This is a genomic window from Hymenobacter taeanensis (assembly GCF_013137895.1).
GTDB classification, from domain to species: domain Bacteria; phylum Bacteroidota; class Bacteroidia; order Cytophagales; family Hymenobacteraceae; genus Hymenobacter; species Hymenobacter taeanensis.
Genome location: NZ_CP053538.1, coordinates 69292 through 86813, shown reverse-complemented (window position 1 = coordinate 86813; position 17522 = coordinate 69292). Strand labels below are relative to the sequence as shown.

10 protein-coding genes are annotated in these 17522 nt (G+C 55.6%); 7 read left to right on the top strand and 3 right to left on the bottom strand.

The window, feature by feature from the left end; genetic code table 11:
* Nucleotides 1–145 precede the first annotated feature (145 nt).
* The 5 genes from HMJ29_RS00395 (at nucleotide 146) to HMJ29_RS00375 (ending at nucleotide 7671) form a co-directional block, all read left to right on the top strand.
* Nucleotides 146–2971: a CheR family methyltransferase gene (locus HMJ29_RS00395; protein WP_253805661.1), complete on the top strand. Its 2826-nt coding sequence runs from the start codon at nucleotides 146–148 to the stop codon at nucleotides 2969–2971.
* A gap of 94 nt (nucleotides 2972–3065) precedes the next feature.
* The gene (locus HMJ29_RS00390) at nucleotides 3066–5756 is read left to right on the top strand and encodes a PAS domain S-box protein (protein ID WP_171589621.1); all 2691 of its coding nucleotides are present in this window, start codon (nucleotides 3066–3068) and stop codon (nucleotides 5754–5756) included.
* A 429-nt stretch (nucleotides 5757–6185) separates the two neighbouring features.
* On the top strand, nucleotides 6186–6488 hold the full coding sequence (locus tag HMJ29_RS00385; RefSeq protein WP_171589620.1) for a hypothetical protein: 303 nt from the start codon (nucleotides 6186–6188) through the stop codon (nucleotides 6486–6488).
* 281 nt (nucleotides 6489–6769) lie between these two features.
* The gene (locus HMJ29_RS00380) at nucleotides 6770–7135 is read left to right on the top strand and encodes a hypothetical protein (RefSeq protein ID WP_171589619.1); all 366 of its coding nucleotides are present in this window, start codon (nucleotides 6770–6772) and stop codon (nucleotides 7133–7135) included.
* 17 nt (nucleotides 7136–7152) lie between these two features.
* Nucleotides 7153–7671: a PAS domain-containing protein gene (locus tag HMJ29_RS00375; RefSeq protein WP_171589618.1), complete on the top strand. Its 519-nt coding sequence runs from the start codon at nucleotides 7153–7155 to the stop codon at nucleotides 7669–7671.
* Nucleotides 7672–7778: 107 nt separating this feature from the next.
* On the opposite strand, the gene HMJ29_RS00370 is transcribed toward HMJ29_RS00375, so the two are convergent.
* Nucleotides 7779–8801, bottom strand: coding sequence for an SMP-30/gluconolactonase/LRE family protein (locus HMJ29_RS00370; protein ID WP_171589617.1), 1023 nt, complete (start codon nucleotides 8799–8801; stop codon nucleotides 7779–7781).
* Between the two features lie 195 nt (nucleotides 8802–8996).
* Here HMJ29_RS00370 and HMJ29_RS00365 point away from each other — a divergent pair, with 195 nt between their 5' ends.
* Complete coding sequence (locus HMJ29_RS00365) at nucleotides 8997–10631, top strand: amidase (RefSeq protein WP_171589616.1); 1635 nt, start codon at nucleotides 8997–8999, stop codon at nucleotides 10629–10631.
* A gap of 82 nt (nucleotides 10632–10713) precedes the next feature.
* Here the strand turns inward: HMJ29_RS00365 and HMJ29_RS00360 are convergent, their stop codons facing one another.
* Complete coding sequence (locus HMJ29_RS00360; protein ID WP_171589615.1) at nucleotides 10714–13470, bottom strand: S8 family peptidase; 2757 nt, start codon at nucleotides 13468–13470, stop codon at nucleotides 10714–10716.
* A 502-nt stretch (nucleotides 13471–13972) separates the two neighbouring features.
* Here HMJ29_RS00360 and abc-f point away from each other — a divergent pair.
* Nucleotides 13973–15865, top strand: coding sequence for a ribosomal protection-like ABC-F family protein (gene abc-f, locus HMJ29_RS00355; protein WP_171589614.1), 1893 nt, complete (start codon nucleotides 13973–13975; stop codon nucleotides 15863–15865).
* 123 nt (nucleotides 15866–15988) lie between these two features.
* Here abc-f and HMJ29_RS00350 read toward each other — a convergent pair whose 3' ends face one another.
* Entirely contained in the window at nucleotides 15989–17407 is a 1419-nt protein-coding gene (locus HMJ29_RS00350) for a glycoside hydrolase family 125 protein (RefSeq protein ID WP_171589613.1), read from the bottom strand.
* Nucleotides 17408–17522 lie beyond the last annotated feature (115 nt).

Here is a 17522-nt window from a genome sequence, read left to right as displayed (position 1 = left end):
AGCGCAAGTACCCGTTGTAGCAGGTCCTATCTTAATAGAAGAGCCTGCAGTAGCTCTCCGGAAGTCTCTGGTCGATAAATTTCCTGTTGTTGGTATTGGCGGTTCAGCAGGCTCCTTAGAGGCCCTGGAGCTGTTCTTTGCTCATTTGCCTTCCCGTACCGGCGCGGCCATTGTGGTGGTTACCCATTTGGGGCCTCAGCAGGGGGAGCTAGTAGAAGTATTGCAGGGCTTTACCTCCCTGCCCGTAACGCAGGCCACTGATGGCCAGCGGGTGCAGCGCGACCACGTGTACGTGATTCCGCCTAACTCCGACTTGAGCCTGCTGCACGGTGTGCTGCTGTTACTTGCCCCCACCCAGCCGCAGGGGCGCCGCCTGCCCATTGATTTCTTCTTGCAAAGCTTGGCCAAAGATGCCCAGGACCGCGCCATTTGCATCATCTTGTCGGGGCTGGGCTCCGATGGGACCATTGGCCTGAAAATGGTGATGGAGAACTTTGGGATGGTTATGGTGCAGCAGCCTGACACGGCTCTGTTCGACTCGATGCCGCGTTCGGCTATTGCCACTGAGTTCGTTGACTTTGTGCTACCCCCAGAGGATATGCCTGGTAAGCTGCTGGAGTACATAGAGCGCCCCTTGCTCACGCGCCCCCCGCGTGAGCTGACCCCTGAGTCTAAAACCAAGCCCGCCCACGCCCTCCAGAAGATCTTCATGCTCATCAGGGGGCAAACCGGCCACGACTTTACCTACTACAAGCGCAATACGCTTTTCAGGCGCATTGAGCGGCGTATGAACTCTCATCAGATCAAGGAGTTTACGCACTATGTACGCTACCTTCAGGAAAACCCGCAGGAGGTAGAGATGCTCTTTAAAGAGCTGCTAATTGGGGTAACCAAGTTCTTCCGTGACAAGGAGGCTTTTGAGGGCCTGCGCACCCATTTGATTCCACTGCTCATCAAGAAGCCCGCCGACAGTACCGTGCGGGTGTGGGCGCCGGGCTCTTCTACCGGCGAAGAGGCCTACTCGCTGGCCATGCTGCTGCTGGAGTGCCTAGAGCACGTAGACCCGCACAAGTATCTCAAAATTCAGATCTTCGCCACCGACATCAACCCCGAAGGAATTGATTACGCCCGGCTAGGCCTCTACCCCGAGAACATTGCCGCCGACGTGAGCCCGGAGCGTCTGCGCCGCTTCTTTCATAAGGTAGATGGCGGCTATCAGATCCGGAAAGAAGTGCGCGATGTGGTGGTGTTTGCCTTGCACAACCTAAGCAAGGATGCCCCTTTTACCAAGCTGGATTTACTGTGCTGCCGCAACCTGCTCATTTATCTCTCCAGTGATCTGCAACGGAACCTGCTGCCCATATTCCACTACGCGCTTAACCCCGGCGGCCTGATGTTTCTGGGGCCTTCCGAGAACGTGACGGGCTTCCAGGATATGTTTATTCCGCTGGATATCAAATGGAAAATCTCCCGTCGCTCAGAGTCGGTAGCTTCCCTTACCCGGTTGGCCAATTTCCCCTTTTCTCTTACTCGCCATCCGGCTGCGCCGGTTCATCCCGTAGGTCTTATGAACGCATCTACTCCCCGTCGTGAAAGTGGTGCCTTTGCGACGCTGGTACAAAAAGTACTGCTGCGCTATTATGCACCGCCGGCGGTGGTCATCAACAGCAAAGGCGACATCCTGTTCGTGAACGGGCGTACGGGCAAGTACCTGGAGCCTGCCCCTGGCCTAAGCGGCATGAACCTGTTTGACATGGCGCGCGAAGAGCTTAACTTTGAAATAAGCGGGGCAGTGCACCGGGCCACGCAAAACCGACAGGATGCTGTGCTGGAAGAGGTGCGTCTGAAAACAGACAATGGCTATGAGCTGCTCCGCCTTACGGTGAAGTACCTCTCGGAGCCGGATACGCTGGCGGGGCTGCTGATGGTGGTGTTTGAAGACCTCCCATCGCCAAAGCGTAACCGGGGCCGCAAAAAGCTGGACTTGCAGGAGCCTGACGGGCGCGATGCCGTGGTGGTGGCCCTGGAAAAGGAGCTTAAATACACTAAGTTCCGGCTGCAAACCACCATTGAGGAAATGGAAAGCAGCGTGGAGGAGCTTAAGAGCACCAATGAGGAACTGCAAAGCGCCAACGAGGAGCTGCAAAGCACCAATGAGGAGGCCATGACCAACAAGGAGGAGATGCAGAGCCTCAATGAGGAGCTCATGACCCTGAACATGCAGTACCTCAGCAAAACCGATGAACTCTCGCAGGCCGCCAACGACATGAAGAACCTGCTCGACTCTACGGAGCTGGCCATCATCTTCCTGGATAATGAAATGGTGATAAAGCGGTTTACGCCATCGGTGGGGCGCATCATCAACCTGCTGCCTACTGACGTGGGGCGCCCCATTATGCACTTTGCCAACAACCTGAAGCACTCGGCCCTGGCCGAAGACGTGCAGCTGGTGCTCAACCGCCTCCTGACGCTGGAGTCTAACATTCAGTCCAACAATGGGGAGTGGTACGTGATGCGCATTTTGCCCTACCGCACCCTCGATAACTACATCAGTGGGGCCGTAATCACCTTTACGGAGGTAACGAGCCTCAAGCGTCTGGAACAGCAGCTGCAGGAAAGTGCCCGCTTTGCCGAGAGCATCATTGAAACCGTGCGCGAGCCTTTGCTGGCTCTCGACCGCGACCTGCGGGTGCTAACGGTGAGCCGGGCCTTTGCCACGCAGTTTCAGCTGAATGCAGAGGCCGTGAAAGGAGAGTCCTTGAACACGCTTTCGGGTGGGGCCTGGAGCCAGCCTGATTTGCACCGCCGGCTGCTAAAGCTCATCAACAGCGAAGCCCGTGAGTTTGACAACCTAGAGCTGCAAGCCGACTTTCCGGAGGTAGGCCACCGCCATTTGCGGCTGTACGGGCGGCGCATCTCCAGCCAGGGTAATAAAACTGATCGGATACTGCTCAGTATCGAAATCCTGTAAGCGCAAGAACTTGCAGAGTGCCCGTGCGTAGCAAGTAACTAAACAGTCATCATCCGGCCTGCGCCGCGGCAATAGCCCAACCAGGACAACCAGTATGGACTCCAACCTTCCCTCGCCAGAACAAGACATGCCAGATGCTTCGGCGGCCATGCGCCACCTGCGCGACCGGGCAGAACGCACCCGTCTGGTGGCGGAGAGTATGGATGAGAAAACGCCTGAGGAGGTGCGGCGCCTAGTCCAGGAGCTGCAAATCCATCAGATTGAGCTGGAAATGCAGTATGAGGAACTGCAACGAGCGCAGGCGGAAAGTGAAGCTATGCGCGGCCAGTACGTTGACTTGTATGACTTTGCGCCCGTGGGATACTGCACACTCACGAGAAGAGGAGAAATCAGGCAGCTAAACCTGCACCTAAGCCACCTGCTGGGCCTGCCGCGCCGCAGCTTACTGGGTAGGCGCTTTGGGTTGTTTATCAACCCAGAGCATCGGAACCAGTTGGGCGAGTTTCTGGATAAGGTGTGGCACTCTGGGCTCCGGCAGACGTGCGCCCTGCAAATGGCCCGCCACGATGGCTCGCCGTTCTATGCGCGCCTGGAGGGGCTGGCGTTTCAGGATGCGCTGGAAGAACAATTCTGCCGCCTGGTGGTGATTGACATAACGCCCCAGCAGGAGGCTGCCAAAGCATTAGGTGCCAGCGAGCTGCGTTTCCGGACATTGTTTGAGAAAAGCTCAGATGCCGTACTGCTGGTAGAAAATGAGTGTTACATTGACTGCAATGATGCGGCCCTGCGCCTAATTGGTGCCGTTGATAAACGCCAGGTAATTGGTAAAAAGATACTAGACTTATCTCCTGATTTTCAGCCGGGTGGGCGGCGTTCCACTGAACTCGTGCAGCAGCATATGCAGCAAGCTCAGCGCCAGGGCAACCACCGCTTTGAGTGGTACCAGCAGCGGCTGAATGGCGAGGATATGTGGCTGGAGATTGTGCTCACGGTGCTGGAAGTAGACAGCAGTACCGTGATGCACGTGATCTGGCGCGACGTTACGGAGCGCAAGCGCAACGAGCAGCGCCTGATTGCCAGCGAGGAGCGGCTGCGCTTAGCACTGGCAAGCTCAGGTATGGGCGTATGGGTGTGGGAACTGACGTCGGATGAGTTGTACTGGGACCAGCGTGCGCAGGAGATAATAGGCCATCCATTTGATGCTAATCCGGTGCCTTTTAGTAGGCTCCATAATGCAATCCACCCCGAGGATCTACCTCGCGCAACAGCCGTGTTGCAGCAGGCTATGCAGCAGCACCAGCCCTTTGATCTGGAGCACCGTGTAATATGGCCTAATGGCAGTATTCGCCACGTAACGGTCAGCGGCCAGGTGCTGCCAGGAGAGCCGCGGCGCCTCACTGGCCTCATCCGCGATGTAACCGTGCGTCGGCAGGAACAGGAAGAATTGAACTACAAAAACCGGCTTCTGGAGCACATTCTGGGCAATACCCCGGTAGTGCTGGGGCGCATGACTCCCAGGGGCGAAATTCTGGAGCTTGTGGGCCACGGCCTACGCCGGATGGGAATGGCAGATAATGAGCTGGCCGGCCAAAACATACTGGAGGTGTACCCTAACGCAGCCAAGCACGTGCAAAAGTTACTGGCCGGCCAGAATGTTGGCTTTATTACCAGCGTCGTGTTTTATGGCGAAAACCTGTACTACCAGAACTACGGATTTTTTGATGAGCAAAAGCAGCAAGCCGTTATCTTCTCCCTTGATGTAACTGCCTCAGAGCAGGTAAAAGCACAACTGCGCTCTGAGAAAGAGTTTACTGAGCGTTTACTCGACAGCAGCGTAGATGCCATTGCGGCCCTCGACCAGAACGGGAAAGTGACGGCCTGGAACCGTACGGCGGCGTTACAGACGGGGGTGAGCCCGGCCCAAGCCCTGGGCCAGTGCCTCTGGGAAACGCCTCTGGGCCAACCCTACGCTGGGTTACAAGAGCTGGTAGCGCAGGTGCTGGCCGGAGAGCCCGTTACGCGCCTGGCCATGAAAGACATGACCCCCCTAGGTGGCTACTTCGACCTGTACCTGGTGCCTCTCACCCGGGCTGAGGAGCATATTGGTGCCCTGCTTATCATGCGCGACGTAACGGAGCGGGAAGAGCTGCTGGCTGAAACTACCCGCCTCAAGCTACGCCAGCAAAAAGCGGTGCTGGAGGCCATCCTGACTGCTCAGGAGGAAGAGCGCCGCCGTATTGCCGAGGCGCTGCACAATGGCGTTGGTCAGCTGCTGTACGCCATTAAGCTGCACTTAGAGCATACTGCCGAGCTGCCGCGCTCCAGCCCCAGCTTTGGGCTGCTGGATGAAGCTATTCGTACTACCCGCAGCATTTCCTTTGAGCTAACCCCCGGGGTGTTAGAAGATTTTGGCCTGGAAACGGCCGTAAAAGAGCTGGTGAAACGCATTCCTCGGCCTCCCATCCGGCTACAGTCTCATATTCCCCGTGATCTGCCCAGAACCTTGCAAATTGCCGTGTATCGCATTGTGCAGGAGCTGCTTAACAATGTTATGAAACATGCCCAGGCGGGCGAAGTCTTTATTTACTTGGAGAAAGAAGACGACCATCTGCACCTAAGCGTGGAGGATGATGGCGTTGGGTTTGATAATCAGCGCCTGAGTAAGATAACTGGTATTGGGCTGAGTAGCATCCGTAGCCGGGTAGAGCTGCTCAACGGGCAGTTCAGCCTGGAGTCGAGGCCGGGGCACGGTACCATTGTGAATATACAGTTGCCAGTGGCCTAGGTGCCGCCGCCAGACAAACTGCGATAAATACGTACAAAAAAGGGCGTTTACACTGCATAATACGTATTAAATGGGTAGATAGCCTGCTTGAAAGCCGTAGCTTTGCCCCGCCTAACAGCTGTACTATAGCCTGATTGAATGTGAGTTCAGCCGGGAGGGTAAAGTTGGTTTATTCATGCTCACGGCAGAGCAGCCGCGGAACACCTAAAATTCTTGCTGCCCGCAGTGGTAATAACGTAACATAATTAAGGAGAAGGCTGTACAGATAGGGCATTTGTACCTACATTGTACGGCTGGGTAAGTGGTTAAGGCAGAGTAGGCTAAGAGTGAGAGAGGCGCAGCGCTCTTCGGGGAGGATAGTTGAAAAGAATAGGTGGGCTGATTTAGGAAGGTATGCGGGTGTATCAGGAAAATTTACCAAATAGTTGTTTGCTTATTTTAACAGAATCGGATGATTCATCGGTGGCGGTTTTACTGCTCACGGAGGCCCTGCAGTTAGCCTGTCGCAGTGGCAAAGCCAGCATTTGGATTGACTGCAGCCAGGTACAGCAGTTAAGCGCCACTGTAGTGGCAATTCTGCGGCATTATGCCGCCTGGCTTCAGCAGCAGCATATTACGCTAGTAATATGCCACCCACCAGAATCTTTAAAAGCCGGCCGCTCCGATAGAAGCCTGCTGCTGGCACCTTCTCTGCTTGATGCGGAATTGCAGTGCCGTGACCTGCTGCACTAGCTGGTATTACTTACAGGCGTGTAAATGTGTTATAGCTGCGAGCAAGGGCAGAAAAGTGCGTTAAATATGGGACACTGGTACGGTGCAGACCTATAAATAATTTTATTGCGCTTTGTATCAAAGATATATAGCGACAGGAAAGTATGAGCTGAACTATTTCGTATTTTTATCCTTTAGTACTGTTACCTGCCGCCACTTATAGCCATAGTGTGACCGGTAGCGCAAGCAACTCGTTTAGGCCGTATAGCCGGTTGTGATGCCCCGGAACATGTCGTGTTTATATGTCAGAACTGCTTTTCGACGTCAATCTGCAACAACTCCCCGACGAGTACCTGACTGGGGAATGGACGGTGGCCGACCGCGTGCTAAACCGTACTGACCCGGCATCGGCATTGGCGCAGGCCACTGTATTCCGGCTGCAGCCTGGGCTCATGGAAATCCAGACGCCGGAGCTGCATAACCAAGGCAGCTGGAAGGTAGAACGCGACGGCCTGCTGAACCGCCCCTACCTGGAGTTAGACCTGGCCGCCGAGAAAACCCGGGCCCTCGTTACCCGCCTGCGCCGCTCTGCTGATGGGCTGCACAGCCAGTTGAACTTGTATTTCCAATCGGGGATGGAGCTGCAGCTCGCGCAGCCATCCTATTAACTGTCACATTCACTGCAATGGAGCCAGCCGTAGAAACGACCCACAACGATGCCTTTCGCTTTTTGGCCGATATGATTCCGCAGCTCGTGTGGTTTACTGACCCCACGGGCTTCCATACCTACTTCAATCAGCGCTGGACCGATTTTACGGGCTACACCCTGGCCGACAGTGTGGGGCCGGATATGTGGAACAACCTCCTGCACCCCGATGACCGCATGCGGGCCCGCGAAGTATGGGGCCGTTCCCTGGCAACCGGCGAGTTCTATGAGATTGAGTACCGTTTTAAGTCAAAGAATAACGACTACCGTTGGTTTCTCGGCCAGGCTCAGCCGCAGCGCGACGAAGACGGCCAGATTACGCAGTGGTACGGTACCTGCACCGATATTCATGAACAGAAAATGACCGAGCTGGCCTTGCGCAAGCGGGAGCAGGAGTTGCAACAGGCCTACGACGACTTAGAAGTGAAGGTGACGTTCCGGAATCTGGAGCTAGAGCGCGAGGTGCAGCAATTACGCCAGCAGCTCGCCAGCATGTAAAGTCCGGCACTCCCCCACACGCATCATGCCCGAACAGGTGGCCTAGCAAAGGCACACGTGTTCGGGCATGATGCGTGTGGGAGGCTTAGTGAGGTTTGAAAACGGGGCTAAAAGCGCACCCGCGCAATAGTGAACACCGATACCGGCGGGGTTTGATTGGCCTGCAGTGCGTTCAGGTTAGAGTATAGCACGTAGCTATCGGAGCCCTCACGGCGGGCCAGCGTGGTAGGGTATTGAGGTGGCGTAGTAAACGTACCCGACACGGTAGCCGCGCCCCAGGCATTGGTGGTGGTGAGGCGGTACACTTTGGCTTGCGCATTGGTTACCACCTGCAGCGTATTATTATCTTGAAGCAGCATGCCATCGGCGCCCTTTAGGTCTTGACTAACCGTAACTTTGGTAAAGCCAGCTGGGTTGCTGATGGGCACTTTAAACAGAGCGCCCTCGTCGGATTTAGCCACTAGCAGGTAGCCATCAGGGTGGAATACAATGCCATTGAGCCCAAACATGCTCGCCGGTGCCGCCAACTGCGTGTTCTCCAGAAATACAGTAGCGGTGCCTTGCGCATCCACCTTATAAATAATGGGAGAGAAGCTGTCGGTTACGTAAGCATTGCCCTGGGCATCAACGGCAATATCATTGGCAAAGTGGTTTAGGGCCGGCCGTAGGCCACCCAAGTCAACGGTAGAAAGCAGTTGGCCATTATCGCGGTTGAAGATAGCCAGCCGCGCCAGCTTGCGCTGAGTAGCCGCAGAAGTACGCTGGGAGTTGTAACCGGGGTCTGATACCGCCACCAGCAGGCGGTTCCTGCTGTCGTCGAGGTTCATGCCAATACTGGAAACCAACGCGGTATTTTCGGCAAAGGCACTATACGTACCATCATCCCGCACCTGGCCTACCGTGCCGCTTGTTTGGGAGCTCACTAGATACCGGTTGTTTTTGGCGTCGTACTGCACTCCTTCGGGGTAGAGGTTGGCCTGGGTGAAAGCTACCGCTTCGGGCGGAGTAGGGCTGTTATCGTTGTCGTCATCATCGGAGCAGCTGGAGGCAGAAACCAGTAAGCTGCCGCTCACCGCCAGCAGAAGTAAGGCGCGTTGCATAATGAAACGGGAAGGAAGAAAGTGAAGCATGGCAAAGAATAAAGACTGAATAAGCAGTCAATCATACGCTTAGCTCATTAGCCCGGACGGTAATGCGCCAGATTTTGCACGTTTCCGGCAGAAGGCATGGCTGGCACGCTGCCCGGTATAAGCAGAAGAATTTCTGGCTTAGAGTAGTGAAGGAGCAAATCGGGGCAGTATCTTAAAGGCATAAACTCCTACTTCATGAACCGCCGAATTTTCCTGCGCAATGGCTCCCTCGCGAGCCTGGCCCTTTCCACCTTCTCCCTCGGAGCGTGCTCCACCGATACTTCTCAAACAGCCGCTATTGAGGGCACCACCGAGGGCAACGCCCCAGCCGATGCCTTTGAGCTCAATGAGGCTACCGTGCAGGATCTGCAGAAAAAAATGAGCAGTGGGGCCATGAGTGCCCGCTCCATTACGGAGCTTTATTTAAAGCGCATTGAGGCCATTGATAAAGCCGGCCCAACGCTTAACTCTGTTATTGAGGTAAACCCCGATGCCCTGGCCATTGCTGATGCCTTGGATAAAGAGCGCAAAGACGGCAAAGTGCACGGACCGCTACACGGTATTCCGGTGCTTATCAAAGACAACATTGATACCGCCGATAAGCAGCAAACCACCGCGGGCTCTTTGGCCCTGGCCGGCCACAAAGCCGCGCAGGATGCATTTATCATTAAAAAGCTGCGTGAGGCTGGCGCCGTGGTGCTGGGCAAAACCAACCTCAGCGAGTGGGCCAACTTCCGCTCTACGCGTAGCACCAGTGGCTGGAGCAGCCGGGGCGGCCAAACCAAAAACCCCTTTATTCTTGACCGCACGCCCAGCGGCTCTAGCGCCGGCTCAGGCGCTGCCGCTTCTGCTAACCTCTGCGCCCTGGCCATTGGTACCGAAACCGATGGTTCTATTGTGTCGCCGGCTTCTTGCAGTGGCCTGGTAGGTATTAAACCCACTGTAGGCCTGTGGAGCCGCTCCGGCATCATCCCCATTTCTGCCACGCAGGACACTGCTGGCCCCATGACCCGCACCGTCCGTGACGCCGCCGTTCTGCTGGGGGCCCTGGCAGGTGAGGATGCTGCCGACGCCGTGACGAAGGAAAGCAACGGTAAAATCCAGCCCGACTACACTACGTTTCTTGATGCCAACGGCCTCAAGGGCAAACGCCTGGGGGTAGAAAAAGGGCACCTGAAAGGTTCTTCCGATGCCATTCCGCTGTTGCAGGCCGCCGTGGAGCTGCTCAAAGCCCAAGGGGCCACCATTGTGGAAGTAGAAGTAGAGAAGGAAACCGACCCGCTAGGCCAGGCCGAGTACGATGTGCTGCTCTACGAATTCAAGGACGGCGTAAACAAGTACCTGGCTACGGCCAATGCGCCGGTTAAAAACCTAACCGACGTTATCAATTTCAACAGCCAGAACAAGGCCAAGGCTATGCCGTTCTTCCAACAGGAGATTCTGGAAAACTCCAACAAGCTGGAAGGGTTAGATAGCGCCAAATACAAGGCAGCCCTAAATAAATCGCACAATGGAGCCAGGCAGGCGCTGGATAAAGTGCTGGCTGATAATAAGCTCGATGCCATTGTGGCCATCACCAACTCACCAGCCCGTTGTATTGACCTGATCAATGGCGACTCAGGCGGCGGCCCCGGTTTCTCCTCACCGGCGGCTATGGCTGGCTACCCCCACATTACAGTGCCCATGGGCCAGGTGTACGGCCTGCCCGTAGGCCTGTCGTTTGTAGGTGGTGCCTACAAAGAAGGCGAGCTGCTAACCGTGGCCTACGCCTACGAGCAAGCCTCTAAGAAGCGCGTGGCTCCGCAGTTTAAGGCCCCGTTTGTGGGGTAGGCAACCTATCATTGTAAGCTTCAACAAAAAGCCCCGCTCACTGAGCGGGGCTTTTTGTTGAAGCTTACAAGAGGTAGCTTGCTTAGTGAGTAACTACCAGGCGGCCAGTTTGTGTTTGTTTGCCAGACTGCAATTTAAACAGGTAGGTGCCTGCAGGGAGCTTGGCTCCTTCAATCACCTGCTCGTGCCGGCCAGCGTGTTGCTCCGTCTGCACGAGGGTTTGAACCTTGCGGCCCATCATATCATAAAGAGCCAGATTTACGGGGCCATCCTGCGAGAGGTGGTAGTTGAGAACGGCTTGGCCAACCAAGGGGTTAGGTGCTACAAAGGCGGCAGTTTCTACTGGCTGAGCAGAGGTAGCACCAGCCAGCGTAGCAGCAGAAGAGGACTGCGCAGCCACATCGGCCGGAGCTGCGTTCCACTGCTCATGGGTGCGGGTTACAATCACGGCAAAATCAGCGCGCTTCACAACTTGGTTAGGCTTAAACGAAGCATGCAGGGTAGGCTGCAGATCGTAGGGCCCCTGGGTCAGCGTGTAGTAAGCGTTGATGATGTTCATGTCGAGGGCTACCTGCACGTAGCCGGAAAGGCCAACCGGAATCTGGGCTGCATCGTCAATGGGTAGGCGCTTGCCATCAACCAGTACCGTTACGGGGCCGGAAGTTTGCTGGGCTTTATTCTGAAGGCCCAGGCTCTGCACCAGGGAGTAGGTGAGGCTAGCTCGCGTTACGGCCTGTTTAGGACCAAAAGACCCTGGGGCTACTTCCTGCATCACCCCGTTTTGGGAGTAGTTACGGTCGCGGAGGGCGGCGCCCTGAGCCGTGACGGATGTAGCCAACAGCTGCTCGGCGGCACTCACGTCGCCGAAGGGAGCCGCCCCCGTGAGGGGCAGGTACTGCCGGATGGCCTGCCCCATGAGCAGGTAATCGGCCAGCTGCAGGCGCGTCAGGTTCTGATCGGGCTTAAAGCCCGTGGCCAGGCCATCCATCAGGCGCTTGCTGATGGCCATCTCAATGGAAGCCTTCGCGGGGTGCGTGGCTACATCGCCTAGGCCACTCGTGCCCTGTGACTGATTCAGTGCAATGGTGCCATTTACCGTTTCGGGTATAGCAACGCCCTGCAAGCCATCGAGGCGAACCGTCCAGGTGCCGGCTTCAGGGCCTGCTACCGCTACGGCACGGCCAGGGCTGAGTGCAAACAATACCGATATACCCGAGGCATACCGCTTGCCGCTAGGAGAAAGCACCACCAAGTTAACAGGGTTGCCGGTTTCGCCTAGCACCCCGGACACCTTGCAGCTTACCTCCAGCGAGGAGGTGCCGGCAGGCACCGTGAAGGTGCTGCTGTTACTGGCAGTGGTAGCGGGGTTAAAGTTGATAGTAAAAGGAGAGCTGCTAACGGCCGTATTCACGCTGCTAAGGAAAGCACGCGTAGCATTTACGGTTGGGCCGTAGCCGGCCTGGCGGTAGGCCCGGTCAACGGCGGCGTAGGCGTTGGCCATGCCACTTCCCACTTCCCACGACTCCCGGTTGGGTAGGTTAGTGGTAGTTTCCTGCAAAATAGTTTTAACCTGATAAGGCGTCAGGCTAGGGTTGGCATCCAGCATAAGCGCCACAATGCCTGCCACGTGGGGGGCAGCCATGGAGGTGCCGGTGAGGGTAGTATAGAAAGGTAGATAAGCAGGCTCAATGCTTTCCGCATCTTGCTGGGTGCTTAGCACGCCTACCGGGGAAATAGTGCGCGTAGAAACAATATCTGTGCCCGGAGCCGTTACGGTGGGCTCATCGCGCCATGGGTAGGTTTGGCCATCAACGGTAACGGTGCCGTTTACGCCCTTGCGGCCGCGGGAGGAAGAAGGAGCCAGCACGCCTGCTTTGTCGGCGTTGGCTACGCAGATTACCCAGGGGGCTTTCTTGTAGTTGCCGGTAATGGTGCCCGAACCCGCCCCCGAGTTGCCGGCTGAGAATACTACCACCATGTTGCGGTCAACACAGCGCTTAGTGGCAATGGTAATGGGGTCGGCGGGGTTAACGTCGGTAGCAATGTCAGAGGTAGTACCAAACGAGTTGGTAATTACCCGGATGTTGTACTGGAACTGGTGTACCAAGGCATAGTCAAATGCTCCCACCACATCCAGAATGAACAACCCTGCGCCGGTGCCATAGCCAATGAGGTCGGCGCCGGGCGCTACGCCCGCGTACTTGCCGTTTGAGGCTGCTCCAGTAGCTCCCACAATACCTGCCACGTGCGTGCCGTGTCCGCCGGTCTGGTCAGTATTGGGTACATCCTCCACGTAAGTAATGGGCAGCATGGGGTCCTGCGCATTGAGGTTGGTAGTACCCAGTACGTTTTGCTTCAGGTTCTGACCTAGCTTCAGATCGGGGTGGGTGCCATCAATACCGCTGTCGTTTACCAACACGCCAATGCCCTTCCCCGATACCGGGATGCCGCCATTACGCTGAGTGAATACGGGCTCTAAACGCACGCGCTGCGCTCCGGTAAGCGCGGTAGCTCCATCATTATCGCGCTGCAGCGAGCGGTTTAGGTACACAGATACTACTGCCGGATCAGCGGCCAGAGCTTTAACCTGAGATGGGGTAGCCAATACACCCGCTACCGGCAGAGCACGCATGGTACGGCCGTGCGTGATGCCTAAGCTCTGCAGCAACTGCAGATGCGCAGCCGAGGGTGCTCCTTCACCACGGAAGGTTACCACAACCTGCTGCAGGGAAGTGGTAGTGGATACTACTGACTGCAGATGCGAGTCAACGAAAGCTTGCGAGAAGGCGGCTACTGAGCTGCCCATCCAGAGCAGAAAGCCGAGTAAACTTTTTTTCATAAAAGGCAGGAAGGGTTTATGAAGAATTCGTGAAGCTATACGTAAAAGATATTAATTATGGATTTATCAAAAATAAATACTTCTAAACAGTGCAATTGCTATAAAGCGTATAATGATTACTAAATCATCAACTGTTTAGATGATTAAGTACGAATATGTCAATATGGCTTTTCATGCCGTAGTGCTAAAAATAGTGAACGATTACACTAGCCTAACGGAACTGCCCGCCATCAGTAAGCGCTTTTATGTAAGGTTATTATAGCTCCCGGTATATGATAAGAGCCAGTTCATAATGCTTGGGTTAAGCCGGAGGATACATGAACGTAATTTCTAGGATTCAGCAGAGTTGTAAAGTAGCAGGGTAAGGTGCTCTCTAAGTATGGGCAGGCGGCAGCAGAGTAGTTCTGGGCAGCAGCACTGAACTTCCGGAATGGATTCTATAGCTTGGCCGTTATAGTCGTGCGTAGAACCCGTACCTTTGCGGCTTCATAGCGCATAGTAGATGATTTCCATTACTGACCTCGACTTTCATTTCGGCTCCCGTACGCTCTACGACAAAGCCAGTCTGCACATAAAGCCCAAGGACAAAATAGGCCTTATTGGCCTAAATGGCCGGGGCAAATCCACGCTGCTGCGCATTCTGGTGGGCGAGTACAAGCCCGATGGGGGCAGCATCTCCATGAGTAAGGATGTGAGCCTGGGCTTCCTGAACCAGGATTTGCTTTCCTATGACTCGCACGAGCCCATTCTGATTGTGGCCATGCAGGCTTTTGGGGAGGCGCTGGATATTCAGAAGAAGATTGACGAGGTGTTACTGGAGTTTGAAACCAACTACACCGATGACCTGGTAGAGAAGCTGGCCGATCTGCAGGAGCGCTTTGAGGCGCTGGGCGGCTACACCATGCAGGCCCGCACCGAAGAGATTCTGGAAGGCCTGGGCTTCACTACTGAGGAGCTGCAGCGCCCCCTGAAGCTGTTCTCGGGTGGCTGGCGCATGCGCGTGATGTTGGCCAAAATTCTGCTTCAGCAACCCTCGCTGCTCCTCCTCGACGAGCCCACTAACCACTTGGACTTGCCCTCCATCAAGTGGATTGAAAACTACCTGGCTGGCTACGAAGGCGCTGTTATCATTGTATCGCACGACCGGGAGTTCCTGGACCGCACTACTAACACGACGGTAGAGGTAACTGGCGGCAAGCTGGTGCCCTACGCGGGTAACTACAGCTACTACCTTGAAGAGAAGGAGGAGCGCAATGCCATTCAGAAAGGGGCATTTGAGAACCAGCAGGCCCAGATCAGACAGGCTGAGCGTTTCATTGAGCGTTTTAAGGCCAAGGCATCTAAAGCCAAGCAGGCCCAAAGCCGCGTGAAGGCCTTGGATAAACTGGAGCGCATCGAAGACGTAGCCGCCGACGACGCGAAAGTGAACATCAAGTTCAATTTCACCGTGACGCCGGGCCGCCACATTCTGCGCATGGAGCACGTGGGCAAAAAGTATGGCGAGAAAATTATCTTCCGCGACACACACGTGCACATTGAGCGTGGCGACAAAATTGCCCTCATCGGGGCTAACGGTAAGGGTAAGTCTACGCTGATGCGGTTGGTGGCTGGCTCAGAGGCACCTACTTCAGGCACCCACCAGCTAGGCCACAACGTAATTATGTCGTTCTACGCCCAGCACCAGCTGGAAAGCCTGCGCATCGATAACGAGATTCTGCAGGAGATGGTGGAAGCCGGCTCTAAGCGCACCGAGATGGAGCTGCGCACGGTTCTGGGCTCTTTCCTGTTCACTGGCGACGAGGTATACAAGAAAATCAAGGTGCTTTCTGGGGGGGAGAAAAGCCGCGTGGCTCTAGCCAAAACGCTGATTTCGGAAGCCAACTTCCTGCTCCTCGACGAACCGACCAACCACCTGGATATGCAGTCGGTGAACATCCTGATTCAGGCCCTGGATCAGTATGAAGGCACGTACATTGTGATCAGTCACGACCGCTATTTCGTGGAGAATGTGGCCAATAAGATCTGGTACATTGAAGATTACCAGCTGAAGGAGTATCCTGGCACCTATAATGAGTATGAGCAGTGGCAGGAAGACCGGGAGAAAAATGCCAAGAAAGCTGGCCTAGCCGCACCCGTACCGGCTGCCAAAGCAGCGCCTAAGCCTGAGCCTGTGGCGCAGAGCAGCAACGGTAGCTCTTCTAAAAACAAACGGGAGCTGCAGGAAGTGGAAACGCGCATTGAGAACCTGGAGAAGGAGCTGGCCCAATATGAGGCTCAGCTCGCTGACCCGGCCACTTATAACAATGCCGCTCAGCTTAAAGACGCCACACTGAAATTTGAGCAGGTGAAGAAGGAGCTGGCCACCCAAACCAAGCGTTGGGAAGAGCTGGTATAAGCTGCCAAATAAACAGCAAAAAGGCCACTGCTTCGCATAGCAGTGGCCTTTTTGCTGTAGGTAGGTGCCGGCCGAAGAGGCTACTATGCCTGAGCGCAGCCCAAATGCCTAGTAGCTCCTGATCTAGGCCAGCAGTTGGGGTTTCTCCTGGTATACTTTCCACAGAAACTCGCCAAAGATGGTGTTAGCCCAGGCAAACCACGAGCGGGTAAATTTGCTGGCATCGTTCTTATGAAAAGACTCGTGCATGTAGCCCGTGCCGGCGTGGGTAGCCTTCAGACTCTGCACGCAGGCCCTGATTTCGGCGTCGGTGGTGCTGGTGAGGCCGCGGGTGGTAATAGCAATCGGCCAAATCATGTCTTGTCCCACGTGCGGCCCTCCAATACCCTCTGCGGCGCTACCCGTAAAAAAGAAAGGATTATTGGCAGACAGCAGGAAGCGGCGCGTGTTTTGGTACACGGGGTCAGAAACGGGCAGAGCGCCCAGATAGGGCAACGATACAAGGCTGGGTACGTTGGCATCGTCCATGAGCACGTGGCTGCCGAAGCCATCTACCTCGTAGGCGTATAAGTCGCCATGCTGGGGGTGCTTCACCACAGCGTGCTGCCGTAGGGCCCCTTCTACTTCGTTGGCTAGGGCAGTTAGCTCCTGGGCGGTGGCAGCATCCTGAGCCAGGGTGGTCATCATCTCACTGGCCTGGCGCAGGCTCACTACGGCAAAAAAGTTACTGGGAATCAGAAAGGAGTAGAGAGTAGCGTCGTCGCTGGGGCGAAAGGAGGAGCAGATGAGCCCCACGGGGCGCACCGGGTAACCATATCCGCTCATGGGCTGAGTGTCCGTGGCGGTGGCCGTCTGGCGCTGAAACTTGTAAGGGCCGAGATCCTCCTTGCGCTGCTGCTCCTGAAACGTTCGCAGGGTTGTTTTGATAGCTTGTTGCCATTGCGCATCAAAAGGGGCCTTGTCGGTGGTGGTTTTCCAGTAGTGGTAGGCCAGTCTGATGGGGTAGCACAGGGAGTCGATTTCCCATTTGCGCTCGTGCACACCCGGCTGCATTTTCGTCAGATCCGACTTCCACTCGCCCACTTTGGTGTCGTCGCCATAAAAGGCGTTAGCGTAGGGGTCTTTGATAATGCAGCGGGTTTGCCGGTTAATGACCCCCGCAATCAGTAGGCGCAGCGCCGGGTCTTTGTTCACAAATTGCAGGTAAGGCCACACCTGAGCTGAGCTGTCGCGTAGCCACATGGCGTCAATGTCGCCCGTGATAACATAGGTATCGGGGCGGCCCTGCAGGGTGGTGTGCGTAACCGTGGTATCCAGGGTGCTAGGAAAGCAGTTAGCGAAGAGCCATCCGAGCTCCTGGTCTTTCACCTTCTTGTTGAATTCTGCAATGGCTGCTTCCACCGCGCGGCTTCGAAAGCGCCGCTTGTCTGCCGCCGGGCGCACAACCGGGAATGCCGGGGCCGCGCTGGCAAAGGAATGCTGCTTGAAAAACACGCCGGCGGTAAGCAGGGAAGCCCCCTGAATGAAAGATCTGCGGTTCATGCGGTGGGTAAAAATAGCTGGGAAAAGGAACGCGCCACGGACATACAAAGTGAAAACATGGAGTAAGTATATTGATAATCTCACATTAGCTTAAACATTTTAGCATATTGGGTGC